Genomic DNA, 26,702 nt, shown 5'->3' on the forward strand with positions numbered 1-26,702 from the left:
GTGAGTTTAATCACAAACCCGTCTCGTTTCTTCTTTTAAACTGGAATTAATGATCTAAGAAGAAATGAGGAGAGAATATGTCGATTTTACCTCAAAAGAATGGACTGGGATTTTTCGAGATCCGTCTCGAATCCATCGGCGGGCTTGGCGCCAATCTGGCCGGCAAAATGCTGGCGGAAGCCGGGGTTACCGGCTCCGGACTTAACGGTTCGAATTTTTCCAGCTATGGTTCGGAGAAAAAAGGGTCGCCGGTGAAGAGCTTCGTAAGGTTCTGCGATTCCGAGGTGGAAATCCGCGATCACAGTCCCATTGAGCAGCCGCATGTCGTCGGCGTATTTCATGAAGCCTTGTATAAGACGATTGATGTCATAAGCGGATTACAGCCTGATGGAACGGTGCTTGTGAATACGGCGCGAGCGCTGTCCGAAGTGGCCATTGATCTGAACATGACCCAGGGAACGCTGGCCGTCGTTGATGCGCTGAACATTTCCGTTGAGGAAAAAACCAAAGTGAATACGGCCATGCTGGGGGCTTTGTTCCGGATTTGCAGCTTTCTAGACCCGGACGATATGCGGCAGGTGATCCGCACAACATTTGAGAAAAAGCTGCCCCACCTCGTGGAAGCGAATGTGCGGACCTTTGACAGAGGATATAACGAAGTCCGGTTCCTTTCCTTGGGAAACGGCTCAGCGCTTATAGACCCAATCGCTTTCGCAAGACCGCAGCCGATTCTTGGATATGAAACGCAGGAGCTGGGCGGGATTCTGAACGTTACGGCGAACAGTGTCCTGAAGGATCTTAGCGGCTCCCGGCAGGGATATTTGCCAGAGTACAAGATCGAGGACTGCATTCACTGTGCCGCCTGCGATACGGTATGTCCGGATTTCTGCATCGTGTGGGAGACGAAGCCGGATAAGCGCGGGAATATGCAGATGTTTATGAAAGGTATCGATTATCAGTATTGCAAAGGCTGCTTGAAGTGTATCGAAGCTTGTCCGACCACCGCTTTGGCTGCCATGTTAGAAGAGCCGCTTTATGCGGAGCAGCACCGTGTGCCGCAATCATTTCCCTATTTAACCGCGGAGGGAGTCCGATCATGAATATGCAAATTCAAGAAACAACGGAGAATAAGCTGGCGGCCGCTCAAACGGAAGTCTTCGAATCGGGCAACGAAATGGCTGCCATGGCGGCTGCCCAGATTAACTATCACATGATGGGTTATTTTCCGATTACGCCATCTACGGAAATCGCCCAATATCTTGACATGATGCGTACACGCGGCGAACATGACATCAAGCTCATTCCAGCTGACGGCGAACATGGATCGGCGGGGATTTGCTACGGTGCGGCCGCAGCCGGAGCACGGGTATTCAATGCTACCAGCGCGAATGGTTTCCTGTATATGATCGAACAGCTTCCTGTGCAAGCGGGCACACGTTTCCCGATGGTCATGAATTTGGTGACGCGTGCAGTCAGCGGACCGCTGGATATTCGCGGTGACCATTCGGATCTTTACTACGGCCTGAACACCGGCTGGGTGATTTTGACCGCCCGTTCACCGCAGGCAGTGTATGACATGAATATCATGGCGCTGCGAATCGCTGAACATGAAGACGTACGCCTGCCGGTCATTGTAGCTTATGACGGATTTTTTACATCGCACCAGAAACGCCGGGTACACATATTTACGAACCGGGAAACCGTTCAGGGATTTGTAGGGGAACAGGCGCCTGAATATCCGCATGTGCTGGACGAGAACAACCCGATCGTTGTTGGGGCTTATATGAACGGCGACGATTTGATGAACAACCACTTCCAACAGTCAAACGCCATGTACCGTGCGGGCGAGGTGTTCAAGGAAGTGGCAGAGGAATACGCGGCTTTATCCGGAAGATCCTATTCCCCGCTTGATCTGTACCGAATGGAAGACGCGGAGGTGGCTTTATTCCTGCTCAATTCGGCGGCCGAATCCTCCAAAGACGTCGTGGATCGGCTGCGGGCGAAAGGAATTAAAGCGGGCATAATTAGCCCGAATATTCTCCGGCCGTTCCCGGCAAGAGAAATCCGCGAGGCGCTTATAGGTGTCAAAGCACTGCTGGTTGGCGAACGTGCCGATTCTTACGGTGCGCACGGGGCCAATCTGACCCATGAGGTCAAAGCTGCCCTGCAGGAGATCCGTGGTCCGCAGCCTATTGTGCTGTCCCGCATATTCGGACTTGGCGGGAAAGATTATTACGCGGATGACGCGGAAGCCTTTTTTGTCTTGACGATCGAGGCCATGGAGCTCGGTTATGCCAAAGCGCCGTTTGATTATTACGGCCAAACACCGGGAGCTGAGGAGCAAAGGCTGCAGCCGGTCATTGCCCCGATGAATGGAGACAGCTTTAAATCTGGCCTGATCACCGTAAAGGTAGATGAAGGGACAAGTAAACTATCCGTTAAAGTGCCGCCGATGCGGGCGCTAGCCGCGAAACCGAAACGGTTTGCTTCCGGTCACGGAGCCTGCCCGGGCTGCGGTATTTTCCCGGCGCTGGAGCTCTTTTTCAAAGGGATTGAAGGCCATGTCGTTACTTTATTCCATACCGGCTGCGCTTATATCACAACAACGGGTTATCCGTATAACTCGCATAAGCAGAGCTTCATTCATAATTTGTTCCAGAACGGACCGGCTACTTTATCCGGCACGGTAGAGGCGTTCCTTGAGAAGAAACGCCGCGGGGAAATCGAAGTTCCCGAGGATTTCACTTTTGTGATGGTGACCGGCGACGGCGGCATGGACATCGGGATGGGTTCGGCCATCGGGACGGCGCTGCGGGGCCATAACCTGATCATTCTGGAATATGATAATGAAGGCTATATGAACACCGGTGCACAGCTTTCGTATTCTACGCCATTAGGGCATATGACCAGTACGTCCGGTGTCGGCAAACAGCAGCAGGGCAAAGCGTTCCATCACAAGGATACGGTGCAAATGATGGCAGCGGCGCATATTCCGTACGTATTCACGGGGACGGAAGCATTTCCGCAGGATCTTGTGAAAAAGGCGGCAAAAGCGCAGTGGTACGCTCAGAATGTAGGTACCGTCTACGGCAAGCTGCTGATCACATGCCCGCTGAACTGGAAATCGAGCGACAAGGATGGGGAGAACATCGTCCGCGCGGCCGTGAATTCAAACTTCTTCCCGCTGTATGAAGTAGAGCAGGGAGAAACGAATATTACGTACGATCCTGAAGCGAAGAAAAAACAGGTGCCGCTCAGCGACTGGCTGAAATATATGGGCAAATCAAGACATCTGCTCAAGGAAGAAAACAAAGAAATGCTTGGCGAATTTGAAAAAGAAGTGGAGCGGCGCTGGTCGATTCTGAAAGCGAAACACGAGAACCCGCTGCTATAAAATATTCAATTCAGCATACTAGGTTTACAACAAGGAGCGGGCATTGTCCCGCTTCTTTTTTTGTTTAGGTATGGGCGTATCGTCATGACTATGGAGAACTATAACCCAAAAGGCGCTTTTTAAGTTATAATAATTAAAAATTTGTGAAAAAACGGTGGGAGGGTTGATCATGCAGAGATCCTGGTACAAGCGTCTATTGCTCTCCTATATGCCTATTTTTGTCATTGTGATTACCTTTATATTTTTTGTTTTCTTCCAGCTGTTCAGCGAACAGAGCCGGCGGGAGGCGCTTAATGCCAATAAATCGCTTTCCTTGCAAGCGATGCGCATGGTGGACACGTCCCTGAAGGTGATCGACAATATGATCGTCCTCGAAAGCATCAACAGCAAGGCTTTGAATGATTTTTTCAAATCATCTGCCGTTGGGGATCCCTATATTAATATTCAAGCTGTTCAGAAGCTCAAGGAGATTATTAATTATTATCCCTTGATCGATTCGATTTATCTGGTGAGGAATTCGGATGGCTATGTGCTCAGCAATGCCACGAATGGATACGTAAGTACATATCCGGACCATGAATTTATTGAACAATATCAAGTATCGAAAACGCCGAAATGGACAGGCGCGAGAAATTTCGAACAATTTAAAATGAAAGGCGGCAAGCAGGTGGTCAGCCTGGTCAGAGGATCGCCTTACATGAAAAACGACTTAGGCATGATCGTTGTCAATGTGAGCACGGAATCCTTGAACAAGCTTACCGAAGAGATGCTGGATTCCAACATGAGCTTCATTCAGGTTCAGGATACCTTCGGAAATCATTTGTTCGGCACCAAAGCGGATCGTCCGCCATCCCAAGTCAATTCCCAGTATGTATCAAGCTATACGAATTGGAACTATGGAAGCGGTTTGTTGAACAACGGTTTTGTAAGCGCTATCTCTTATCTCTATAATCTTTGGTTTATCATAGGTCTTGGCATGATTGCCATCGGCTTCCTATGGATGATTTATGTTTCCAGGCGAAATTCCAAGCCGATTGAGGAGATCGCTGCCCGTTTCAGCAGCTATTCGCTTCCTGTGGTGAGCAGTGGCCGACGTAAGGGGAAGCTGGATGAATTCGCATTTATCGAATCCGCCTTTGACAACATACTGGAACAATCCAAGGAATATCAGGAGAAATACCGGGAGGATCTCCATGTCAGGACCCGGTTTATGTTCCGCCAGCTGATCGAAGGGGACTCGCCACTATCTATATCCGAATGGAAGTCTGAAGCGGCTCGACTGAATTTGCCGCTGCCACTAGATCGATATCGCATTCTCATCCTGGAGATTGATAAGTATGGGGATTTCTGCCGGGATTATTCCAAGACCGATCAAGATCTGCTTAAATTCACTCTGCGGACGGTCGTGGATGAGATCGCTTCGAAATGGGACTGCCGGCTGTGGTCGGAATGGACATCACCTTCCAACCTGTCCATTATTCTGTTTGAAGAACGGGATCAGGACAAGTTCGAGGAGGCCGTACTGGTTCCGATTGCGGAACAACTCCTGGCATGGACGCACCAAAACTTGAAATTTACAATTACGATGGGAATGGGTCGGTCGACAGATCAGATTGGCGATATTCCGCAATCCTATAAAGATGCGATGCAAGCCTTAAAGTATAAAATCGTGCTCGGTGAGAATCGTTTGATCCGCAGCGAGGATATTTCGAGCCATGGCATTGTCGAGGTTTATACGCATTTAGGTGAGATTCGTGCAATCATCCAGTCTTTCAGAATGCAGAAGGAGCAGTGGAGCGAGGATTACGATCAATGGTTTGAACAACTGAAGAACAGCTTCTTGACCAATGATGAAATATTCAGCCTGATGAATTATCTGGTTTATTACATCGGCCGCGAAATGTCGGGACTCGGCAAGGAAATTTACAACAAGTGGATACAGGAGGGATTGCCGAAGCTGACGGTTAAGGTAGATAATTCCCATTCCCTGGAACAGCTGAGACAGGAAATTAAACAAGTGCTGACGGAGCATTATGAACAGATGAAGCAGATTCATAATGACAACCAATACTCCAGCATCATTAGAAACATATGCGATTTAATTGAGCGTGACTATGCGAATCCGGATCTGTCCCTTGAAATGCTGGGCGATCGGTATCAGCTGAACGCCAAATATGTGAGCAAATTGTTTAAGGAAAATACCGGACAAAGGTTCGTTGATTTCCTGATTGATATCCGTATGAAGGAAGCGAAGCGGCTGCTGACGGAAACCGATTATTCCGTGCAGGAGATCGCAGAGCGGGTCGGATATGCCCATGCTATTTCGTTTACCCGTGTTTTCAAGAGGACGGCTGGAGTTACCCCGGGCGAATACAGGAATGGCCGGAAGGCCAAGGAACGGGGAGAAAATGATTCAGCAGTAGAAAACGGTTAAGGCGGCGATCATGGATCGCTGCCTTTTTTGATTGAGAACGAACCCGCTGTTTAGGCGTTCCGTCCGCCTGGAATGAACCCTGATTCGCTTTCTATGAGGAGGCCCAGGCGAAAATGGTTAGTCGTTTTTATTTTTGTTTCTTGTTGCCGGATGACATTGTTGTATACACTCGGTTTACATCGCAAGGACCTGAAAGTAGGTATGGACGAAAGGAGCTAACCCGCATGCCGAGACTGAACGCTAGGCTTCAAACCGAACCAAGCCTGGAACCGAAACCTCCCACAATATTGAAAGCGCTGCCAGAAGCGAAGAAAGGAAGGTCCAGAGGAAAACAAATTAAGCGTCATTGGCAGCTGTATCTCGTTCTCTTGTTACCCGTTCTTTATTTGATTATTTTCAAATACATACCGATGGCCGGTATTGTAATCGCATTCAAGAATTATAACGTCATCCAAGGAATCTGGGGCAGCGACTGGGTCGGGCTGAAATATTTTCGCCAGTTCTTCGATTCGCCGAACTTCTGGCTCTACATTAAGAATACGCTTGGCATTAGCTTCTACGGATTGATTGTAGGCTTTCCCGCACCGATCCTGCTGGCACTCGCGCTGAATGAAATCCGCAACGGCCTATTCAAGAAGACGGTACAGATGGTTTCATATGCCCCTTATTTCATATCTACGGTGATTATGGTTTCGATCATTATCGTCAACTTGACGCCAAACGTGGGGATGATCAGTAAATTTTTCGAGATGTTAGGTATGAGCAATACGAATTTTATGGGTATACCGGGCCTGTTTAAGTCCATTTACGTCTGGTCCGATGTTTGGCAATTTACAGGTTACGGAGCTATTATTTACATCGCAGCACTGTCCGGCGTTAACCCGGAGCTGTACGAATCAGCCAAGGTAGATGGCGCGTCCCGCATCCAGAAGATTCTGAACATCGATATACCAAGCCTTATTCCCGTATCGGTCATTCTGCTCATTCTCAATCTGGGCAACATCATGAAACTAGGATTCGAGAAAATATACCTGATGCAAAATCCGCTTAATTTAAGCACGTCGGAAGTCATATCCACTTATGTGTACAAGGTTGGTTTGCTGGGCTCCAGCTTCAGCTTCTCGACCGCGATCGGTCTCTTCAACTCGGTCATCAATCTTATTCTGCTGGTGTCCGTCAATTACATCGCCAGAAAGCTGTCGAACAGCAGCTTGTGGTAGGCCTGTTCTACGCAGCCCGTAAACAATAGCAACTTTGGAAAGAGAGGAGACCCTATGTTCAAAAAAGCCGCTATACGCGAATCGAAAGGCGACCGCCTATTCATGTTCTTGATCTATCTGTTCTTGACCCTGGTTCTCATTGCCGTAGCTGTACCATTAATCTACATCGTAAGCTCGTCCTTCAGCTCGCCTCAGGCGGTTACATCGGGCAAGGTGTGGCTGTTTCCCGTAGATTTTACGCTGGACGGCTACAAGGCGGTATTCAATAATCCGCAGATCGGCGTCGGCTATCTGAATTCCCTCTTTTATACCGTTGTCGGCACCCTCATCAATGTAACGCTCACGATTATGCTGGCTTATCCGCTGGCGAAGAAGTCGCTTTACGGCCGCAATTTCTTCATGGTTCTGCTGGTGATCACGATGATGTTCGAAGGAGGACTGATTCCTTATTACCTCGTCGTTAAGAATCTCCATCTGCTGGATACGCGGTGGGCCATGATTTTACCGGGGGCACTGGGGGTATTCCAGGTTATCGTCGCCAGGACGTTTTTCCAAACCACGATACCCGATGAATTGGCGGAAGCCGCGGAGCTGGACGGATGCAGTGACATCCGGTTCATATTCAGCATTGTCCTGCCATTGTCCAAACCCATTATTGCGGTCATGACCTTGATGTATGCAGTCGGGCATTGGAATGCTTATTTTGATGCACTGATCTTCTTAAGGAGTCCTGACTTGTTCCCGCTTCAAATCATTCTCAGAAACATTTTAATTCTGAATTCTGTCGATGCTTCCATGATGGCGGATGTGAGCCAGATGCAGGCGCAGCAGGGGCTCAAGGATTTGCTGAAATATTCCTTGATCGTTGTTGCCAGCTTGCCTGTGCTTATCATATATCCTTTCGTCCAGAAACATTTTGTCAAAGGCGTCATGATCGGCTCGCTAAAGGGCTGATTATGACAGAGCGATTATGGTTTCAAGGAGGTGAGGCCGTACATTATTCAGATACGGCAAAAGCTGGTGGAGGCAAAGCATAGGAAAGGGCCAAACGCCCGAAATACGGATGATAAACGGGGGGTATATTCGATGGAAAAGAGCATGAAGAAGAAAAACTGGCTAGGTGTCATTAGCTGCCTAATGGCTTGCATGCTGCTGCTTAGTGCCTGCGGCGGAACCAATTCCGGCAATCAGTCAACTGGCAAGACGGACGACAACGGCGCTGCCAATGAAGATTTATTTAATGCCGTTGGTTCCTATCCGATCGTGAAGGAGCCGATGACCATTAAAATGTTCGCGCCTCAGTATGCGTCAATCGAAAACATGGATACCAACCTATTTACCAAACATCTTGAAGAGAAGACGAACATCAATATCGCTTGGGACCTAGTACCGGAGAATGCTTTGAACGACCGCAAGCAGCTCATGCTGGCCGGTGGCGATTATCCTGAAGTCATTCTCCAAGCGAATTTGACCAAGGAAGAGCAGATGAAGTATGGGTCGCAGGGCGTGTTTATCCCTCTGAATGATTTGATTGACCAATATGCACCCAATATCAAGAAAGCGATGGAGGATATCCCATACATGAAAGCCTCCATCACGACTCCGGACGGCAACATCTATGCTTTGCCGCAGGTCAATGAATGCTACCATTGTGACAATGCGCTCAAAATGTGGATCAATAAAAAATGGCTCGATCAAGTGGGACTGCCTGTTCCAACGACCACTGACGAATTTTATACTGTGCTGAAAGCGTTCAAAGAGAAGGATCCGAACGGCAACGGCAAACAAGATGAAATCCCGCTGACAGGCTCGGATGAAATGTGGGCAGGCAACGTCTCCGCCTTCCTGATGAACTCGTTTATCCTTGATGACTACGTCGACAAGGGTTCGGGTACGTTCCTCCGCGTCATGGATGGCAAGGTTGATTTTACGGCAAACAAAGAAGAGTGGAAGCAAGGCCTCCTTTATCTGAATCAATTGTACAAAGAGGGATTAATTGATCCCGCAGCCTTTACCCAGAATGCCGATGCGGTTCAGCAAATGGCCAACCGGGAACCGGACAATATTATGGGTACGTTATCAACTGCTTTAATCAGTTATGCTTACAGCATGGATGATAAGGCGCCGCGTCATAAAGATTATGTTGCCCTGCCGCCGCTGAAAGGCCCGAACGGTGTGCAGCAGACGCTGAATTTTGCGGGAATCGGAGTTTCGCAATTTGCGATTACGAATAAAGCGACGAAAGAGCAGCAGATTGCCGCCATCCGGTTAGCGGATTATCTGTATACGGAAGAAGCGATCGTGTTGCAGGAATATGGCCCTGAAGGCAAAGGGTGGCGGAAAGCTGAATCCGGAGAAAAGGGTATGGATGGAAAGCAGGCTAAATATACGGCTATTCCTATCCCCGATAAAAAGCCGACGCATAATGACGGTTGGGAGCAGATCGGTCCATCACTGAGAACCTACGCTTATCGTGCGTCCTGGACAGCTCCTCAGGATCCGCTCGCTCCCGATGGATACGGTACTCGTCTGAATCAAGTCTCCGAGGAATATGAACCGTATCAATCCAAGGAGCAATATCCATCGGGATTGTTCATCGCGCTTGAAGATGCCGAACTCGTAGCTCAGATCAAGACAACGCTTGTCGACTACGTGAAATCCAATATGGCCCAGTTTATTACAGGCTCCAAAGATATTAACAAAGAATGGGATGCATATGTGAAAGGACTGGATGGCATGCAGCTGAACCAGTACCTGGAAATCTATCAAAAGGCATTGGATGCCGGAAAATAATGCGAAATCGGTTCCCTGCGCACGGGTCTCCCTTGCGCAGGGGATCATCATTTTCATAGAAAGCAGGTGTATGATTCAATGAATGAACTTGCAAAGCCATCTCCGCAGCAGCTGGCATGGCAGGATATGGAGCTGGGTATGTTCTGCCATTTCGGTATGAATACGTTTTGCGATCAGGAATGGGGAGACGGAACGGATTCGGCGGAGCTCTTCAATCCGGAGCAGTTTGATGCACGGCAGTGGGCCAGAACTGCAAAACGCGCCGGCTTCAAATATCTGGTATTGACCGCAAAGCATCATGACGGGTTCTGTCTGTGGCCGACGAAAACGACCGATTACTCCGTGAAGTCCAGTCCATGGAAAGGCGGCAAAGGGGATGTCGTCCGGGAAGTTGCCGATGCCTGCAGAGAGGAAGGACTCCAGTTCGGGTTGTATTTGTCCCCCTGGGACCGACATGAACCTTGCTATCCCGATAAAGAGGCTTATGACGATTTTTACGCGGAGCAATTAACGGAGCTTCTGACCGGGTATGGACCTTTGGTCGAAGTATGGTTCGACGGAGCCGGTTCCCAAGGCAGGGAATACGATTGGAACAGAATCATCGGTCTGGTGGATCAATATCAGCCGGATGCCATGGTCTTTAATATGGGGCGCCCAACGATTCGCTGGGTAGGAAATGAAGACGGCGTTGCGCCTTATCCCTGCTGGAATACGGCCACCACAGCGAGGGAGAGCATGTTCACCAGTGACATGATGACCTGGATGGAAGGAACCCCGGCCTGGGTACCGGCCGAATGCGATGTTCCGATACGCAAGCTTCACTGGTTCTGGCATCCTGACGATGAAGCAAGCTTAAGAAGCCTGGAGGAAGTATTGGATATTTATTACCGCTCGGTCGGCCATGGCGCTACGCTGCTCTTGAATATATCCCCGGACAACCGCGGGCTGCTGCCTGAAGTGGATGTGGAGCGCGTCATCGAATTCGGAGATGAAATCCGCCGCAGATTTGGGCAGCCGGTTGGCCAAACGAGTGGAGAAGGAACCGAGCTGCTTCTGAAGCTGGAGTTTATTCAGCCAGTCAATCACGTCATCATCATGGAAGACATTGCCCATGGGGAGCGTGTGCGTGAATATGTGCTTGAAGCATTCAGCCATGGCGAATGGAAAGAGCTTGTACGTGGAAGTGCGATCGGGCATAAAAAAATTGACCGTTTCAATACCATCGAAACCGATCAATTGCGGGTTCGTATTCTTTCCAGCGTGGAGCAGCCTTTGATCCGCAATTTAGCTGCATATCACGTAGAATGAAATTAGTAAAACCAAGAACAGACTGCCACGGCAGTCTGTTCTTGTTATTTAATGTTATGGGTTGTTTTTTGGCAGGGGTTTATTCATACTGAAAAAGATGTGCAGATTGATCCCGCGCCCCTCAGGGTTTGAAAACATAGGAGGAACCATGTCCTGGAGCAAATTGAAGCAACAGCTGGAGAGTTTTCTCAGTCCTGCATTAGCCGGAAGAGTTGAATATCGCGCAACCGGTTATCGTTATTTACCTGATAAAGCAGGGCTTTGTTATATATCGGTAGATAAAAAGAACGTACTCCATATGAGTGATAAAACCAACTCCATAAGGTGGTATCAGACGGAGCTGGAAATCAAGAATGATCCCCATATCCAAATTCCGATCAGCGACGATGAATTGGAAGCCGTCAGAAAGGAAACCAAAGGGACCGTTCCAGAAGATCGTCTCAACGTCATTGCAAGAAATAGAAAAGTATCGGTCCTCGCAAAAGAGCTTTTGTCAGCACAGGCTGCATTAAGTAAATCCAATTTTGTCGCTACGGCGAATAAGTTCTTATCTACTTCTATAGAAGAGAGCATGGAGAGCGATGATATCTTATTGAATATTCTAGCTTTGGTGGACAGACGCGTCGGCAAAAAGCGGATTGTAAACATGGCAGACAGGATGAAGCTAAAACATCCGATTGTGCAATATTTTTATGAACTGCGGCGCCGTGCGTGATGAGCATGAACTTGCATTAACGGGTCACATCGTTTTAGGAGTGCCTTCACTGCTGCGATTAACATATACTGCCGTTTGATTTAAGCTGCTTAAACATGCTATAAGTGAAGAAAAAGCAAGGACCTGAACAGGTTGTATTTACTATTTCGGGATAAAGATTTGTCCTGGTATGTATAGAGGAGTTTTTAATATGAAAGACAATTTTTGGCGTGATTTACCGCGGCCTTTCTTTATACTGGCGCCAATGGAAGATGTGACGGATGTTGTGTTTCGCCATGTCGTAAGTGAAGCAGCCAGACCGGATGTGTTTTTTACGGAGTTTGCGAATACCGAGAGCTATTGCCACCCGGATGGGAACCACAGTGTGCGCGGACGTTTGACTTTTACGGAGGATGAACAGCCGATGGTAGCCCATATCTGGGGAGATAAGCCGGAATACTTTCGTCAGATGAGTATCGGCATGGCGAAAGAAGGGTTTCAAGGCATCGATATTAATATGGGTTGTCCTGTAGCGAATGTAGCGGAGAATGGGAAGGGAAGCGGGCTGATCTGCCGTCCCGACGTTGCAGCGGACATTATCCAGGCGGCCAAAGCCGGGGGATTGCCCGTCAGTGTAAAAACAAGGCTCGGTTTCACCGCGGTAGACGAATGGCGCGACTGGTTGACCCATATTTTGAAGCAAGACATTGTGAATCTGTCGATTCATCTGCGGACAAGAGAGGAAATGAGCAAGGTCGACGCGCATTGGGAACTGATTCCGGAGATTAAGAAGCTTCGTGATGAGGTGGCACCCGATACACTGCTGACCATTAACGGGGATATTCCTGACCGTCAGACCGGCCTGAAGCTCGCTGAACAATACGGTGTGGATGGCATTATGATCGGGCGCGGGATTTTTCATAATCCATTCGCTTTTGAGAAGGAGGCGAAGGATCATAGCAGCGAGGAATTGCTTGGTCTGCTGCGGCTGCATCTGGATCTCCATGATCAATATTCGGCACAGATGAGGCGCTCCTTCAGCGCACTTGTCCGCTTCTTCAAAATCTATGTCCGCGGATTCCGAGGGGCAAGCGAACTCCGAAATCACTTAATGAACGCAAAGTCAACAAGCGAAGTTCGTGCGCTGCTCGATGAGTTTGGAAGCAAGCATTCTGATGAGGCAGATGAACGAGGAAATTAAATGGACAGGCTGGAGAACACCAGCGCTTCAGGAGAACAAATAACACTTTTGGAAAACATGGCCGACTCGGCTGTGTTTTTTCTTTTGGACAATCTCAGCCCGTCATGCTTGCTATAGCTTTTAGCTATAACTAGTTATGAGATTTTGGTATGCCTTATAACTCTGCTCGTCGTGATATGATATCGCTATACAACGAGGGGGTTATGTACATGACTGATAAGTTCCAGATCGTAGGAAGTTTGTTGCGGCCCGAAGAGCTGCTGAAATATAAAACGCAAATTGAACATCGTGATGATATCCAGTATCCGTTCTATGATAACTTCGAAGGGTATGCCGAGTGCGAGACCGAGGCGATCAAACAGGTCGTGAAAAAGGAAATCGAGCATAACCTGTCGGTTGTTACGGACGGCGAATTCTCCAAATCGATGTGGCATCTGGATTTTGTATGGGGCTTTGACGGAGCCCAGCGTTATATCGCGGACCATGGCTACTTTTTCCGGGATGTGGACGGAACCTCGAAATATGAAACACGCAAAGATATTGGCCTGCGCATTACAGGCAAACTGAGCGGAAAGAATCATCACTTCATTAAGTTGTTCAAACAGCTGCAAGAAACGGCTGGCGATCAGCCAACGAAGCTTTGCGTACCGTCACCTTCCCATATCTATGGTGAACTTTCCTGGTCGGATAACATTGGCGGCACGGATGCGGTTTATCAGAACAAACAAGAGCTCAAGGCGGGCCTTGTGAGCGCGTATAAGGAATTCGTGGAGGAATTCGCTGCGGCAGGCGGCAAAATTCTTCAGTTCGATGATTGCTTGTGGGAGCTGTTTGCAGACGACAACCCGAACTCTCCGTTTACAGGGGAGCATATTAATCAAGCAGAGGTTCAGGGTCTCGCCACCGAATTTATTGAGATTAACAATACGGTGATTGACTTCGGTCATAGCCTCGGCTTGAAAATGTGGACACACAACTGCCGCGGGAACTATGATTCCCGCAACATGGGCGGTGGATCTTATGCGAAAATCGCCAACCTGTTCCTGAAGCAGTTGAAATATGATCGCTTCTTCCTGGAATGGGATGATGATCGTGCGGGTTCGATTGAAGCACTGGAGGTATTCAAGGACAGACCGGAAACGGAGATTGTTCTGGGCCTGCTGTCTTCCAAAACCAATACGCTGGATGATGAAGCACGCGTCATCCGTCTGCTTGACGAAGCATCCAAAATCATTGATAAGGATCGTCTGCTGCTCTCGCATCAATGCGGCTTTGCATCCTGCGATGGCGGGAACGAGCTAAGCGAAGCAGAGCAATGGGCAAAAATCGATCAAGGTCAACGGATTGCCAAGCAATACTGGGGTAGCTAGACAATACAACGAGATATTAATATAAACGGCGACCTTCTCCCGGAATTCAATCAGGGAGAGGTCGCCGTGTTTTTTTGGATGGTCCCTAGTTGTTCAATGTGATCAAACGATCATTTCTGGTCTTTGCATGAGTCATACCTCCAATTATATTCTGAGCAGGATGATTTTGTTGCGTCTCACAAATGGGGTGCACTTCATTTGAGGACTGTTTTTTGTTAAGAATGGATAAGATCCGAAAGATCAACTTAGTGAGCAGAGTCCTTTATCAAATATTCCATGTTTAGCATACCGTTAATCCGCTGTCTGCACCGCCGAATGCCGCGATGCCATGCTGGACAATACAAACACGGCAATGATGGCGATGAGAACGCCGAATACCCCGAACCAGGTAATGGATGCCAAAGAAACACGGTTAACGATCAGCCCGCCGATTCCTGCGCCAACAGCCATGGCAAGTTGCATCATGGAACTGTTCAAGCTTAGCATGACGCCCGAGGATTCAGGAACAAGCGAGACCAGGTTAAATTGCTGCGCCGGAGCGGATGACCAGGCGGCAAAAGACCAGAGGATCAAAATGGCGAATACGGCAATGATCGACTGTCCGACTAAGGATAGCAAAATCAACGAAATGACATGAAGCACCATCCCTGAAACGAGCGTGAATATAATGCCCCGTTTATCCGCGCTGTAGCCGCCGACTTTCGAGCCAATCAAACTGGCAATGCCGAACACGAACAGAGCTGCGCTAATCAATGATTCATTTAAATGAGTCACCTCTAGCAGAAAAGGGGAGATGTAAGTATAGGCGAGGGAATATCCGCCCAACCAGAAAAAAGTAATCGCTAAAGCAACCAAAACCTGAGGTTTTTTTAACAAAGCAAATTGTTTAATCAAAGGGACAGGCTTGTCGCCCTGCAAACGTGGAAAAACCGCAGAAATGACAAGCATGGCGATGACCCCGACAATTGCGATGGCCAGAAATACCGCTTTCCAGCCAAAAGCCGAGGCTACCATTCTGCCGAGTGGGACGCCGATGATGAGCGATGCGGTAATGCCCATGGTAACGTTGGCGATGGCGCTGGCTTGCTTGCCTGGCGGAGCGATTTTGGCGGCGATACTGAGCGCGTTAACGGTGACCACCCCGGCGCCTAACGCCGTAATGATTCTGGCGGCAATGAAGAGACCGAAGCCGGACAATATAAATGTCAGCAGATTTGCGATAATAAAGAGGCCCAGCGAATAAAGTAAAAGCTTACGCCGGTCCATTTTGGCCGTCAGCGCCATTAAAATAGGCGTGCCGACCGCATAGGCCAGGGAATAAACCGTAATGAGCTGGCCTGCTGCCGCAACACTTGTTCCCATCGTCTCTGCGATCCGGTCCAATACCCCCGAAATGATGTAATTGGATGTTCCAACTAAAAAGCTGACCAAGGCTAGAACGTAAACTTTCCATGTGCTATTCATAATTCACTCTCCTGATGTGTTTAAATAACGATGTTTTGAAAATATTGAAATAAAAATATAAACCGAAATTTATGCATATATCAGCATATACTCATATTTAGGCAGGATCTCCATCAAACATAATCTGCGCCTTCGCCAAATCGAATCTAGCACCATCCAGCTAATATAGCTGTACGACGCCTTGTTAGAATCTGATGCGTAGAACCTGTAAAATACCTTAGCTCGCCGTTGATTATGCGGGTGCCACAATTTTGTTATTCCTTAGGCATTTCGTTAAAGAAAGCAACATCATCGACTGCCAGCCTCACCGTCGGATGACCGGGCTTCGCCTCCTTGCCGATGGCGATCAGCATAATCGGAACGTAGCGTTCCACGAACGATTTTGCCGTCTCTGCAGACATGTAACCCGCATCGACCGCCTTTCCGTAAATTTTCTCGGCCAATTTATATCACTCCAAATCTCCGAGTACCGCAATGACAGCCGAAGCCTCGACCAATTGCTGTTGATTGAATACGATCGGAAGCAGCTTCTGCTTCAGCGCCGGCGAATCGATAACGAGAAACCGCCACGGCTGCAGGTTAGCGGCTGAAGCGGCCAGCGTGGCTTGCCTCAATATCTCGGTCAATTCCTCCCGCGAAATCTTGATCTCGGGATCATAGCTACGAACCGACCGACGTTTCCGAATAACATCAAAAAAAGTTGGTGCTCCATCGTTAGTGACGGTCGTGAAACCGACATGGTTCTCTCCTCCTTTTGGAAAAGCGGTATTCTGCATTTTGTTTCAATACAACATTAGTTGTTTGAACAACACCTGTTGTATTTATATGTTATGATAACAACAGAATGGTACGCAATCATCAATAACCATAAACCGTTGTATAGGCAACACCATCTCTATAATGTCGTTTTATTGGGGAGATCAAAATCATGGCAATTAAAAAGAATGAAGCTGATCCTCGTGTGATACGTACACGGCGACTCCTTCAGGACGCTTTTGCTTCGTTAATTCAAGAAAAAGACTTTGAATCGATAACCGTTAGGGATATTGCAGAGCGGGCTACTGTTAACAGAGCGACTTTTTATGCGCACTTTGTAGATAAATTCGAAATTCTAGAGGCCAGACTAATGGAATCCTTTATGGCAATCATAAATCGTAGAATAAGCGGTCACGAAGTATTAAATGAAGAAACCATTCAGAGTATTTTTCTGGGGGTGTGCGATTTTCACAAGAGTCTAAGCACTATGTGCAAAAGAAGGTATACATCGCTTGGAGCTGTATTCGAAATTCAAATAAAGGAAAAAATTCAAACGATACTTCTTTCCTTTATAGACAAAGACAAGATGCTGTCGAGTCCAAACGCGCAATTCTTAATAAATACAGCTACTAACATGTTAAGTTGGGGGATGTATGGGGCGGCCTACGCTTGGAACAAAGAGGGGCGTCTAATAAGTGCGGAATCATTCGTTAAACAGACTATGCCCTTAGTGATGAACGGAGCTAAAGAATTGCTGGGATAGGTCCTGTCGCTATTGCTCTATCCTGCGGAAGAAACAAGATGCAATGCGGACAATTTGCGAATCCTTATTCAGGAGCGAGGCTTGTACCGACCGTTTAAGAGCGTACCGGAATCATGAGTTTGAGGCGATTCATCTGGCGGCACTGGATATCTGGACCGTGTTTGAATAGAAGGGCTGTTTGGGTCGGATGGTTGCATCCATAGAATGGCCAGGTATGAATATCAAACCGTACTAATTAATTTTCCGAGAGGGGAGCGAGGCGATGATATATTTAAATAACTTCAAACTCTCTTCTATCATTTCGAGCAACCCGAATATCTATCCCGATCATGTGTTCAGGCACATGGCAGGGGAGGTTCTGCTGTTTGATCGAATCACGGTATTATACGGCAGTAATGGCTCCGGCAAATCCACCTTGCTGAATCTGATCGCCAACAAATTGGGTATTGCGGGCGCTGAGCGAATGACAAGCTATGGTCATAACGTGTACGCGCAGCGGTTTATCGAGGAAAGCAGCTATCAGCTCGGGCATGATGAACAGGAGCGTCCCCTATATAAGCTTCCCGACGGGAGCCGGTACATCAAGTCAGAGGATCTGTTGTATGAAATCAAGAAAATACAGCAGGAAAGCGTGCTTCGCGAAGGGCTGCTGCATGAGCAACTCGTTCAGGGAAAGAGCAAGGCCGAGGTAGAAGAGCTGGAGCAGTCGTATGAATTCAAGAAGAAGATGGACATCATTCAATTCGCTCAGGAGAAGTATTCGAACGGGGAAAGCTCGATGCAGTTTTTTGAGGAGCATCTGCTCCCCGGGCAGCTGTATTTATTGGATGAACCGGAAACGTCGCTTTCTCCGGCGAATCAAATCAAGCTGGCCGAGCAAATGAACGATCTGGCGCGTTATTTTGACAGTCAGTTTATTATTGCTACGCATTCTCCCTTTGTTCTGGGTACGCTTCATGCGAAGATCTACAATCTCGATGCCAAGATGTTGCAAACGGCCGAATGGTTTGAGCTGGACCATGTACAATTCTTTTATCGGTTTTTTCTTAAGCATCAACGTTTGTTTGAATGAATAGGTTTGAGTTTCCGGAAGAGGTATCCTTCAGAGTGAGGATATCTCTTTTTGGTATGGAGCTCCCACTAGGAATATCCTCGACTCAGTTATTTAAATATGCCACAATAGAAGATCAGGGCCACAGGAAATGAACCCTAGGCACAGCAATGTATGCCGCAAGATCACTTACCAATTTGCGTTCCAATAATTTATACTAATTAAGCCAGATTATATTGAAGGAGCTGCCGAATCGGATATGAACAAAAAAGAAGTCGCCAATATACGCAAGCAATTTAAGCTGGATCACGATTTAATGAATATTTACGATATTCTCAATGTCTATATTACGAAGGAAACGAATGAAATCTATCACTGGGAGCGCCTGCCGTTCGAGCTGGTGGATCGGGAGAAGCAAGAGTTATACATGGGGAATTTCAAAAAACTGCTGACCGGCGAACTGGATCAAAAATTGTTCGAATTGAGGTTTCAGGAAGCAGCGGAGGAACCGGCGCAGGTCATGCTTCACCAAGCGCTCGTGTCGGGTGATCCGGAAGAATGGCAGGACTTGATGCTGATGCTGGTGGATCGAATGCTGAAGGATGCCCAATATGAGCGGGATATGGTGGTCACGTTCGTTCGGGGACAGTATTATTTGCCGACCAAGGCGAGAAACGATGAAGCGGAAGAGAGCGAGAAGAACGAGGTGTTCGCCCATCCGTTCATTCTATGCAGCGTGAATTCTACGGAGAAACAACGGAAAACGCTCTTGTTCGATTATGTGGAGCGGGAGTTCAAGTACAATGTCATCGTGGATCCGATTATCAAGTTAAGTGCGCCAGAGCAAGGATTCCTGTACCCTAGCGTGACGGACAATTATTCCGATGTGAATCGTATTTTGTATTGTACGGGAAAATCGAATTTTCCGGATCCGCATTTTGTCGAACAGGTCTTGAACGGAGAACGATCCGTGACGGCACTCGAAGAGCGAGCGATCTTCGAGGATATCGTCAAGGAAGTGGCCGGCGAACAGCTCGATTCAGCCACCATCGCCCAGGTGTACGAGGAAATCAACCGGGTGATCGAAATGAACGAAGAGACGAAGGAGGAAGAACCTCCGAAGCTGGATTATAAAGATCTGGAGCGCGTGCTGAACGCAAGCGGCGTAGAGGACGTGACGACGGAGAAGGTGGAGCGGGCATTCGAAACCATCGTGGACAACAAGAACTATGAGATGAAAGCAACCAGCGTCATGCCGAAGTATACTACCAAATCCATTAAGATTGAAACCAAGGTAGCTACGATTTCGGTGAGCCCGCAGGATTTAAGATATGTCAAACAGGTGAATTTTCAAGGTAAACGCAACATCATGATTGAAGTCGACGAAGATGTCGCGATTGAAGGATTTATGCTGGCTTCAGAGACGCTTTTAAGTTAAATCAGTTCCATTTTAGACAAGATCAGGTATCGTACGCAGGAACAGACCGCTATCCCACAGTTGGATGGCGGTCTTTTTGTTTTTCTTCCTTTTGGAAAATTGCGTCCGGAGTCAGTCATCGCATTCCCTTTGCAGTCGCTAAAGCGAAATCCTTCCTGAGGCTGATGATGGAATACATCGCGTGTCGGGTGTCTCTTGTACTGTAAGGTGTAATGATGAGATTAAACGCATCAAGGCCAACTGAAAATCCAATACGGGGAGATGTACGAAGTGACAACGTTAATCGAATTCAAAAAGGTAACCAAGGCCTATCCAATCGGCGAAGTGACGATTCAAGCCCTTGCGGGCGTTGACTTCTCCATATTAGAGGGGGAATTCGTCGTGATCCTAGGGGCTAGCGGGGCAGGGAAAAGCACGATTTTGAACATTCTCGGCGGGATGGATACGGCAACCTCGGGACAAGTGTTTGTTGGAGATCAAGAGATTACGGGATGGAGCGAGAAGAGATTAACCGAATACCGCGGCGAGCAGGTTGGCTTCGTATTTCAATTCTATAACCTGATTCCGAATTTGAATGCGCTGGAGAACGTGGAATTTGCGACAGAGGTATGTAAGGACCATCTGGATGCACGAGATATTTTACATAAGGTTGGACTAACGGATCGTTTGAAGAACTTCCCTTCCCAGCTCTCTGGCGGCGAACAGCAAAGAGTTGCGATCGCAAGAGCGGTTGCCAAGAATCCCGCGCTTCTCCTCTGCGACGAACCCACCGGTGCTCTGGATTATGTGACAGGAAAGTCGGTCTTAAAGCTTCTGCAAGATTTGAACCAGGAAACGAAGACATGCGTCGTGCTGTCACCCATAACTCGGCCATCGCGCCGATGGCGGATAAAGTGATCCGCGTCAAGAGCGGGAAGATCGAGAGCATCACGATCAATGAGCACAAACAAAGCGTTGAAGGGATCGAGTGGTGATGAAGATTTTAGCGTTAAAATTATTAAGGGACATGAAACAGTCGGTGGGACAATTCATAGCCATAGTTTTGGTCATCGCGGTGGGAGCTTTTTTCTACACGGGGCTGGTCACCTTGAGCGACAATCTTAGCGGCTATACGAAGGGGTATTTTCAAGAGCATAATCTAAGCGACTTGAACGTCTATTACAGTCAAATTTCCGCAGAGGATGTGGCGGATTTACGAAGCATTGATGGCATTCAAAATATTGAAGGGCGTTATACCGTCCAGGCCGAACAGGCTTTTGAGGATGATAAGGCTTCATTAACGGTGCATTCGATCCCCGTACCTAATACAATCAACACGTCCAGGATGATGGAGGGCAGGATGCCAGCAGGGCCGAATGAGATCCTGTTGGACTCCCACTATGCCGAAGCGCATCATTACCGTGTTGGTAATTCCATCCTCCTCCGTGTGAATGACAAGGACATGACGTTCACGATCAGCGGCTTGAATGAGAATGTCGAGCATGCCAAGAAGAACGAAACCCAGGACCACCAAGCTTATGGAATCGCTTATATCCCCGAAGAGACCATTCCTGAAATCGCTGGCGGCATGTTCTACAATGAGATCCTGATTGATGCCAAGGACGGTTACGACATGGACCAGTTAGGCCAGTTAGGCCAGGCCATTGAAGCACATTCCCAGTCACTCCCTTATGTAAGCCAGGTTAGCAAAGAACGGACCTTCAACTATTCCCAGACCCAGCAAACGATTCATAATAACAAGCTGATGAGCAGGGTGATCCCGATCGTTCTCTTTTTGATTGAAGCGGTGATCCTGTTTCTGATCATGTCGAGGATTATCGATTCCCAGCGAAACCAAGTGGGCATTATGAAAGCTTTAGGGGTGAAAAAAAGAAGCATCATGCTGCATTACATGGGTTACCCCGTGCTGGCAGGCGTCATCGGCTCTATCCTGGGCTATGCCATCGCTGCCGCCCTGTTCATTCCACTCATAACAACGTCGATTGGAAGAAGCTACTCCCTGCCTGACCTGACGTTCTCCCTTTCGTTCTTTACGCTCCTACCTCCAATGATCTGCTCCAGTGCGTTTGGCATGCTGTCCTGCTATTTCAGCGGCAGAGCGATTTTACAAGAACGTGCTGCGCAGGCGATGCGTCCGAAACCGCCCAAGAAGGTGAAGAAGCTGCTCATCGAGAACATTCCAGGGATGTGGAGTCGTCTGTCCTACAGCAACAAGATTATTCTAAGAAATATCTTCTTAAATAAACAAAAAGCACTCGCGAGCTCCGTTGGCGTTGTGGTCAGTACGGTTTTGTTGATCACGGCTTTTGGCACGCAGACGGCCCTGCTCAAGGTAGCCGGTCAGATTGAAGAGGTAAATACGTATGATTTACGAGTCGATTATGCGATAGGATCGTTCCCGGATAGGGCAGCACTGCCGTCCGGCATTGCAGACCATTATGGGTTGTCCACCTACCCTGTGGAACTCATCCAAGGGGAAAACAAAGAAAACGCTACGCTCGTGGTAACGGAGCAGGATAATGAGCTGATTCGCTTTTATGATGAACAAGGCAATCGGCTATCGTTAGAAGATCATGGCGTGTTGGTACCGAAATCTTACGCGGATCAGTATCATATTGCTGAAGGGGATACGATCCAGCTTCAATTCACCGCACCGGAGCTTAACCAAACCATCGTCGATATGAAGGTTCTGGATATCTCCACACAATACTCGAATCCGTCGTTCTACAGTACACCGAACTATATGAAGAGTTTGGGTATCGACTATGATCCATCCTCGCTGTTAGTGAGCGTCTATAGCGCTGCCGATCTGGCGGGCGTTCGCAGCTTCTTCGAACAGGACCCGCAGGTGAAGGCCATTGCGGACAAGGATGATCTCAAGAAATCAGCGCAGTATATGCTGAAGCAAAACAGCTTTATCTTCATCATGTTTATCATCTGCGCCGTCATTCTGTCCTTCGGTGCCATCTACACGATCTCTTCCATCAACATCTATGAAAGGAACCGTGAGCTTGCCACCCTGAAGGTCTTAGGCTATCCCAAACGTAAAATCAACCGGCTAATCTTCTCTGAGAACATGCTGCTAACCGCTTTTGCGGTCATTGTCGCCCTGCCGATCAGCGGTTATGTCTATTCCATCATCATCCAGGCGCTTTCGAGTACGCATCAGCAAATTCCGGATCAATTAAACCTTGTGATTATGCTGGCATCGGTTGTGCTGGTGTTCATCCTGACCCTCCTCTCCAACCTCATGCTGCGGAAGAAAGTGACGCGGATTCATATGATTGAATCGTTGAAGGGTGTGGAGTGAAATGGATGCCCGCAGCACCGAGTACTCTAGGCCGCTAAAATATCGGTTGTTAGATATAAAATGAGGGGATTGTGAGTGACACCATGACATAAGAAAGCGCCACGCCTTTTTCATGAGACGTGGCGCTTTTATAAATCTAGCGGCGATGCGTTGACATCCCTAATAATCATCGCTTTAGTAGATATAACTACTTGGGGTGTAGTCGCATGTCTAACAGCAAAGAGAACTTATGAGGAATTAACCATCAACTACACTCATTTGCACACCAGCTGCGGTTAGCCTTTGGACATTAAAATGAGCTTTGTTTCTCGTCATCTTCTTTATACCAAAGATTCATTTTCTTTTCCATTAAACACAAACCAAACTCCTCTGTCCTCGATGGGTAGCATAGCCTCCTATCTGATTTGATTCAATGCAGGGGTGTTTCATTCATAGCCGGCTATTTCAATAAAATAAAATAATAAAGAGAGACACCAAACGTACCTCTTGTAATTGGTGTTATCAATAATGAATGGATAATATTGAAAAATATAGGAGAAGTTTAATGGATTATTCGTCAATAGCAAAGGAACCGCGTATCTTATCCAGAGAATTAACATATAACATGTCTGGTAATTACGTCTAAACGAGAGGTGATTCATATTTATGGTGTTTAGCAGTAATAACTCTAAAAAAATCCAAAAGGGTATGTTTATCGGTATAATCGTTGTTGGTTTATCAACAATCATTGCTTGTAGTCCTAAAGAAATAAAAGAAACAGAGTTAATAACTGATTATAATCGGCATTTGATTGGAAAAGAAACAAGTGGCGATTATATGATATATCGAAACGGGGTTTATATTGATTCTAATGGAGTCGAGTACTCACCAGAGGAATTAAAGAATAGAACGCGAAATGGTCTTCCTGAGAACCGGATTATCACAAAGATAATGGAAGAAAATTTTATGCCTCCCTCAATTTTTGAGTTAGAAACAAAAGAAAAAAACGGAGTATTTATTTCCCCTGAGATAATTACTGTAAATGGTTCATTAAACGTCTTAACAGATACTAATGGATCGGGGTGGGAACTAAAAGCGGGTGACTCTGTAGAATATGAATTTGAAAAGTATAAATCGGAGGTGGTCGAAAATCAAAATATATTAATTGGTTACGTTAGAGACGGCGTTCTATATCCATCGCAAAAATTCGATCAATTAAAGGGGAATTACAATTTAACTATTGAGGAATCAGGGCAATATTACTTTTACATAATAAATGCAAGTTCTGATACGATTGCCTTGAAAGAGGGAACTTTAAGGCTGACAAAAAATAACTGATTTTTTTTATTATTTATTCTACTCTTTTAATTTTAAGGAGACAATAATCAATGAAGAAAAAAATGATAAAGTTACATCGGTAAGCGCTGCAGGATCTACTAGTGGTACAAAAAAAGAAGCTTCTAGCATAGATACTACTCAAAGCTTGATACTAATGACAATGTGAGCGGAAACCCTAATACAGAAATAAGAAGATGTGCAAATAGTTTTGTGAACGATAGTTCATCAAGTATAGCTAATATATCAGTACATTACACCGGGAAATAGGAGTTGTTCATTTTGAAAATTGTCGTAATGCTATTTGTTGTCTTCCTTATTATAGGTGCTTCTGAATTTCTTCCGAAAATTATTGGGGCAGACGGCGATTGGATTGCCTTGTACGTATCAGCAGGGTTAATAGCCTATTTGTCTGGAGAGTTGTATGAGGTGAAAAGAAAAATGAATAAGTAATATGAGAGGAAGGTTTATTTTGGCCAGCTGTAGGCCGCGACCTGTGTGCTTGTTGGAGGAATTAAAACACTAAACAAATCACCGAGGGAGAAGAACACAATTGAAAATAAGATTGCAGATAACCGAGTTTGTATTTTCATTATCATTCACTATGGCTATTATCGGGAGTTTTTTTGCTTTTCGAGCTAATATTCTCGGTACATTAATTTCTCTTATTTTAATAATAGCTGCTATTATTTATGCTATTGTCGAAGTAACCATTTCCAACAAAAAATACCGACAAGGTATAGGGTACAATCGGTTGTTTAATACGTTTGAATTTCATATTGGATCCCTCACGGATTGGAGTATGATTGCTAAAAGAGCGGCAAAAATTCGACGACTAGCTTTGAAAAAGGGGGTTAGTGTATTATTTTTTACTGATCATTACAAGGAAGAACGGCTTCATGAACTGGCAAAAAATACGAATATTTCAATAGAGATTCGACGGGCTAATCCGTTGCAATGGTTGGCTTATAAATGTACAAGTATTGGGGCTACTTTCTACAAGATAGAGGCATGGAAACGTAAAAAGTATCCTTTAGTCCGCTGTATCATGGAGCCTGGCAATAACAAGAGTGGCCGTGTAATGTGAGACTTTAAAATGAAAGAGCGATATAAATCATCATCTTCCCAGCGAGTGGCCGCGTCAAAGACTCCGACAAGTACAATCCATTGTCGGGTGAAAAAACAATGTTATCAAGTTCTTGTCATTGTATATTATTCATAATGAACGGATTTAAGATTGAAAAAAACATACGACAAAGACAAAACAAAAGCGGAAGGAAGGGATTCCCATCGCTTTTGTTTTTAATATAACCGTCTTTATGAACTTGGTTTATTAAGTTTAACCTTCTAGTGGTTTATCTTCAATAATTGGAGCGGGGCGTTCTTTGATGTCAATTTGATCTTCAATACTTTGGAGCTCCATGGGAATGGAATCTAAGTACCGGTATTCCTCAATTTTTATAGTGTCAGTATTCCAGTTACCATCATCATCTTTTGTTAGTATTTCTCTTTTAATCGGAAGCCCAGTATTTTCATCAATGGATACTATCTCCTTACGATCATCTGTTTCTGATGTAACTGTTTTAACATGTGAGTTATCAGTCAAGGCTTTGCTTGATTGAGTCCATCTTTGATCCGTGAGTTCTTCCTTTTGTTTTTCGAATAACGAGATTTCAAGTAACCTTTTGTTCTCTAATGCTAAGTTGTCAGGCAGAGTCCACGTAGTCCCAATTAGTTTTCCTGTATAATCTCTCCCGATTGATGTTACTCGTTTTCCATTCTCGGAGATAATAAGTTTACTTTGTAGCTCATCGTTTAGGTATTCCTCTGTGATCTCTGTGAGCTTTTCCTTATCACGAATCCGGATAATATAATTCCCTTCGGATTGTGTTTCCTTAATATACTCAATATTGGTTTTTGTCGCTTTGTCTGCAGCTGCTATAACATCACTTTGTGCGCTTACTACGCTGTCTTTATTAATAAACAGATATCCTGCGATAGCCACACCGATTAATGGAGCTGTAAGCACATAAATAAAAGTTCTTTTTTTCATGTAAAATCCCTACTTTTTTTTTATTGAGCACTTAACGTAGCCTTCGAAATCAAAACGCAACCTGGTATTTGAATGATTATGATAGTCTAGAAGCTCGTGAACGGTTCAAAAATTTAATCTTATCTTGTGGATTCCGAGG

The 26,702-nt window shown here is 46.5% G+C and carries 21 protein-coding genes and 1 pseudogene; 18 read left to right on the forward strand and 4 right to left on the reverse strand.

Features of this window, described 5'->3' with window-relative positions:
• The first annotated feature begins 77 nt into the window (after positions 1-77).
• The 10 genes from RB298_RS03980 (at position 78) to RB298_RS04025 (ending at position 14,414) form a co-directional block, all read left to right on the forward strand.
• Positions 78-1,100, forward strand: coding sequence for a 2-oxoacid:acceptor oxidoreductase family protein (locus RB298_RS03980; RefSeq protein ID WP_486045881.1), 1,023 nt, complete (start codon positions 78-80; stop codon positions 1,098-1,100).
• Entirely contained in the window at positions 1,097-3,394 is a 2,298-nt protein-coding gene (locus RB298_RS03985) for a thiamine pyrophosphate-dependent enzyme (protein WP_486045883.1), read from the forward strand. The genes RB298_RS03980 and RB298_RS03985 overlap by 4 nt, the downstream gene beginning before the upstream one ends.
• Before the next feature lie 169 nt (positions 3,395-3,563).
• Positions 3,564-5,828 carry a helix-turn-helix domain-containing protein gene (locus RB298_RS03990; protein ID WP_486045885.1) on the forward strand — a complete coding sequence of 755 codons (2,265 nt, stop codon included), beginning with the start codon at positions 3,564-3,566 and terminating at the stop codon, positions 5,826-5,828.
• A 224-nt stretch (positions 5,829-6,052) separates the two neighbouring features.
• Positions 6,053-7,048: an ABC transporter permease gene (locus RB298_RS03995; protein ID WP_486045887.1), complete on the forward strand. Its 996-nt coding sequence runs from the start codon at positions 6,053-6,055 to the stop codon at positions 7,046-7,048.
• A gap of 54 nt (positions 7,049-7,102) precedes the next feature.
• Positions 7,103-8,002: a carbohydrate ABC transporter permease gene (locus RB298_RS04000; RefSeq protein WP_012819147.1), complete on the forward strand. Its 900-nt coding sequence runs from the start codon at positions 7,103-7,105 to the stop codon at positions 8,000-8,002.
• A 132-nt stretch (positions 8,003-8,134) separates the two neighbouring features.
• On the forward strand, positions 8,135-9,841 hold the full coding sequence (locus RB298_RS04005; protein WP_486045889.1) for an ABC transporter substrate-binding protein: 1,707 nt from the start codon (positions 8,135-8,137) through the stop codon (positions 9,839-9,841).
• 78 nt (positions 9,842-9,919) lie between these two features.
• Positions 9,920-11,149, forward strand: a complete 1,230-nt coding sequence (locus RB298_RS04010; protein ID WP_486045891.1) for an alpha-L-fucosidase — start codon at positions 9,920-9,922, stop codon at positions 11,147-11,149.
• Positions 11,150-11,297: 148 nt separating this feature from the next.
• Positions 11,298-11,864, forward strand: coding sequence for an SF0329 family protein (locus tag RB298_RS04015; RefSeq protein WP_277748028.1), 567 nt, complete (start codon positions 11,298-11,300; stop codon positions 11,862-11,864).
• Positions 11,865-12,054: 190 nt separating this feature from the next.
• On the forward strand, positions 12,055-13,044 hold the full coding sequence (locus RB298_RS04020; RefSeq protein ID WP_486045893.1) for a tRNA dihydrouridine synthase: 990 nt from the start codon (positions 12,055-12,057) through the stop codon (positions 13,042-13,044).
• A gap of 209 nt (positions 13,045-13,253) precedes the next feature.
• Entirely contained in the window at positions 13,254-14,414 is a 1,161-nt protein-coding gene (locus RB298_RS04025; protein WP_486045895.1) for a cobalamin-independent methionine synthase II family protein, read from the forward strand.
• 291 nt (positions 14,415-14,705) lie between these two features.
• Here the strand turns inward: RB298_RS04025 and RB298_RS04030 are convergent, their stop codons facing one another.
• The 3 genes from RB298_RS04030 to RB298_RS04040 all read right to left on the reverse strand — a co-directional run bounded on the left by RB298_RS04030 (position 14,706) and on the right by RB298_RS04040 (position 16,504).
• Entirely contained in the window at positions 14,706-15,878 is a 1,173-nt protein-coding gene (locus RB298_RS04030) for an MFS transporter (protein WP_411553008.1), read from the reverse strand.
• A 254-nt stretch (positions 15,879-16,132) separates the two neighbouring features.
• A complete protein-coding gene (locus RB298_RS04035) occupies positions 16,133-16,321 on the reverse strand; it encodes a hypothetical protein (RefSeq protein WP_486045898.1) in 189 nt (62 codons plus the stop codon).
• Between the two features lie 6 nt (positions 16,322-16,327).
• A complete protein-coding gene (locus RB298_RS04040) occupies positions 16,328-16,504 on the reverse strand; it encodes a nitroreductase family protein (protein ID WP_486045900.1) in 177 nt (58 codons plus the stop codon).
• Positions 16,505-16,806: 302 nt separating this feature from the next.
• Between RB298_RS04040 and RB298_RS04045 the strand changes: the two genes are divergently transcribed.
• From RB298_RS04045 to RB298_RS04080, 8 genes and pseudogenes are all read left to right on the forward strand, one after another.
• Positions 16,807-17,397, forward strand: coding sequence for a TetR/AcrR family transcriptional regulator (locus RB298_RS04045; protein ID WP_486045902.1), 591 nt, complete (start codon positions 16,807-16,809; stop codon positions 17,395-17,397).
• 262 nt (positions 17,398-17,659) lie between these two features.
• Complete coding sequence (locus tag RB298_RS04050; protein WP_486045904.1) at positions 17,660-18,469, forward strand: AAA family ATPase; 810 nt, start codon at positions 17,660-17,662, stop codon at positions 18,467-18,469.
• Between the two features lie 238 nt (positions 18,470-18,707).
• Positions 18,708-19,886: a DUF4317 domain-containing protein gene (locus tag RB298_RS04055; protein WP_486045906.1), complete on the forward strand. Its 1,179-nt coding sequence runs from the start codon at positions 18,708-18,710 to the stop codon at positions 19,884-19,886.
• Positions 19,887-20,156: 270 nt separating this feature from the next.
• A pseudogene (locus RB298_RS04060) lies at positions 20,157-20,860 on the forward strand (ABC transporter ATP-binding protein).
• A complete protein-coding gene (locus RB298_RS04065) occupies positions 20,860-23,196 on the forward strand; it encodes an ABC transporter permease (RefSeq protein WP_486045949.1) in 2,337 nt (778 codons plus the stop codon). Before RB298_RS04060 ends, RB298_RS04065 begins: the two are co-directional and overlap by 1 nt.
• 645 nt (positions 23,197-23,841) lie before the next feature.
• Positions 23,842-24,513 carry a hypothetical protein gene (locus tag RB298_RS04070; RefSeq protein WP_486045908.1) on the forward strand — a complete coding sequence of 224 codons (672 nt, stop codon included), beginning with the start codon at positions 23,842-23,844 and terminating at the stop codon, positions 24,511-24,513.
• A gap of 279 nt (positions 24,514-24,792) precedes the next feature.
• On the forward strand, positions 24,793-24,963 hold the full coding sequence (locus RB298_RS04075; RefSeq protein ID WP_176502475.1) for a hypothetical protein: 171 nt from the start codon (positions 24,793-24,795) through the stop codon (positions 24,961-24,963).
• A 100-nt stretch (positions 24,964-25,063) separates the two neighbouring features.
• A complete protein-coding gene (locus RB298_RS04080) occupies positions 25,064-25,597 on the forward strand; it encodes a hypothetical protein (protein ID WP_486045910.1) in 534 nt (177 codons plus the stop codon).
• 252 nt (positions 25,598-25,849) lie between these two features.
• On the opposite strand, the gene RB298_RS04085 is transcribed toward RB298_RS04080, so the two are convergent.
• On the reverse strand, positions 25,850-26,563 hold the full coding sequence (locus RB298_RS04085; protein ID WP_486045912.1) for a hypothetical protein: 714 nt from the start codon (positions 26,561-26,563) through the stop codon (positions 25,850-25,852).
• Between the last annotated feature and the right edge of the window lie 139 nt (positions 26,564-26,702).

Source organism: Priestia sp. BR_2 (assembly GCF_041954005.1).
Classification (GTDB): Bacteria; Bacillota; Bacilli; order Paenibacillales; family Paenibacillaceae; genus Paenibacillus_AQ; species Paenibacillus_AQ lautus_A.

Excerpts from the sequence above, each read along its gene's own strand:
- RB298_RS04065 (WP_486045949.1), top strand. The coding sequence starts at position 20,860 with ATGAAGATTTTAGCGTTAAAATTATTAAGGGACATGAAACAGTCGGTG.
- RB298_RS04015 (WP_277748028.1), top strand. The coding sequence starts at position 11,298 with ATGTCCTGGAGCAAATTGAAGCAACAGCTGGAGAGTTTTCTCAGTCCT.
- RB298_RS04070 (WP_486045908.1), top strand. The coding sequence starts at position 23,842 with ATGGTGTTTAGCAGTAATAACTCTAAAAAAATCCAAAAGGGTATGTTT.
- RB298_RS04085 (WP_486045912.1), bottom strand. The coding sequence starts at position 26,563 with ATGAAAAAAAGAACTTTTATTTATGTGCTTACAGCTCCATTAATCGGT.
- RB298_RS04055 (WP_486045906.1), top strand. The coding sequence starts at position 18,708 with ATGAACAAAAAAGAAGTCGCCAATATACGCAAGCAATTTAAGCTGGAT.
- RB298_RS04045 (WP_486045902.1), top strand. The coding sequence starts at position 16,807 with ATGGCAATTAAAAAGAATGAAGCTGATCCTCGTGTGATACGTACACGG.
- RB298_RS04000 (WP_012819147.1), top strand. The coding sequence starts at position 7,103 with ATGTTCAAAAAAGCCGCTATACGCGAATCGAAAGGCGACCGCCTATTC.
- RB298_RS04005 (WP_486045889.1), top strand. The coding sequence starts at position 8,135 with ATGGAAAAGAGCATGAAGAAGAAAAACTGGCTAGGTGTCATTAGCTGC.
- RB298_RS04050 (WP_486045904.1), top strand. The coding sequence starts at position 17,660 with ATGATATATTTAAATAACTTCAAACTCTCTTCTATCATTTCGAGCAAC.
- RB298_RS04020 (WP_486045893.1), top strand. The coding sequence starts at position 12,055 with ATGAAAGACAATTTTTGGCGTGATTTACCGCGGCCTTTCTTTATACTG.
- RB298_RS04030 (WP_411553008.1), bottom strand. The coding sequence starts at position 15,878 with ATGAATAGCACATGGAAAGTTTACGTTCTAGCCTTGGTCAGCTTTTTA.
- RB298_RS03980 (WP_486045881.1), top strand. The coding sequence starts at position 78 with ATGTCGATTTTACCTCAAAAGAATGGACTGGGATTTTTCGAGATCCGT.
- RB298_RS04025 (WP_486045895.1), top strand. The coding sequence starts at position 13,254 with ATGACTGATAAGTTCCAGATCGTAGGAAGTTTGTTGCGGCCCGAAGAG.
- RB298_RS03990 (WP_486045885.1), top strand. The coding sequence starts at position 3,564 with ATGCAGAGATCCTGGTACAAGCGTCTATTGCTCTCCTATATGCCTATT.
- RB298_RS03995 (WP_486045887.1), top strand. The coding sequence starts at position 6,053 with ATGCCGAGACTGAACGCTAGGCTTCAAACCGAACCAAGCCTGGAACCG.
- RB298_RS04010 (WP_486045891.1), top strand. The coding sequence starts at position 9,920 with ATGAATGAACTTGCAAAGCCATCTCCGCAGCAGCTGGCATGGCAGGAT.
- RB298_RS03985 (WP_486045883.1), top strand. The coding sequence starts at position 1,097 with ATGAATATGCAAATTCAAGAAACAACGGAGAATAAGCTGGCGGCCGCT.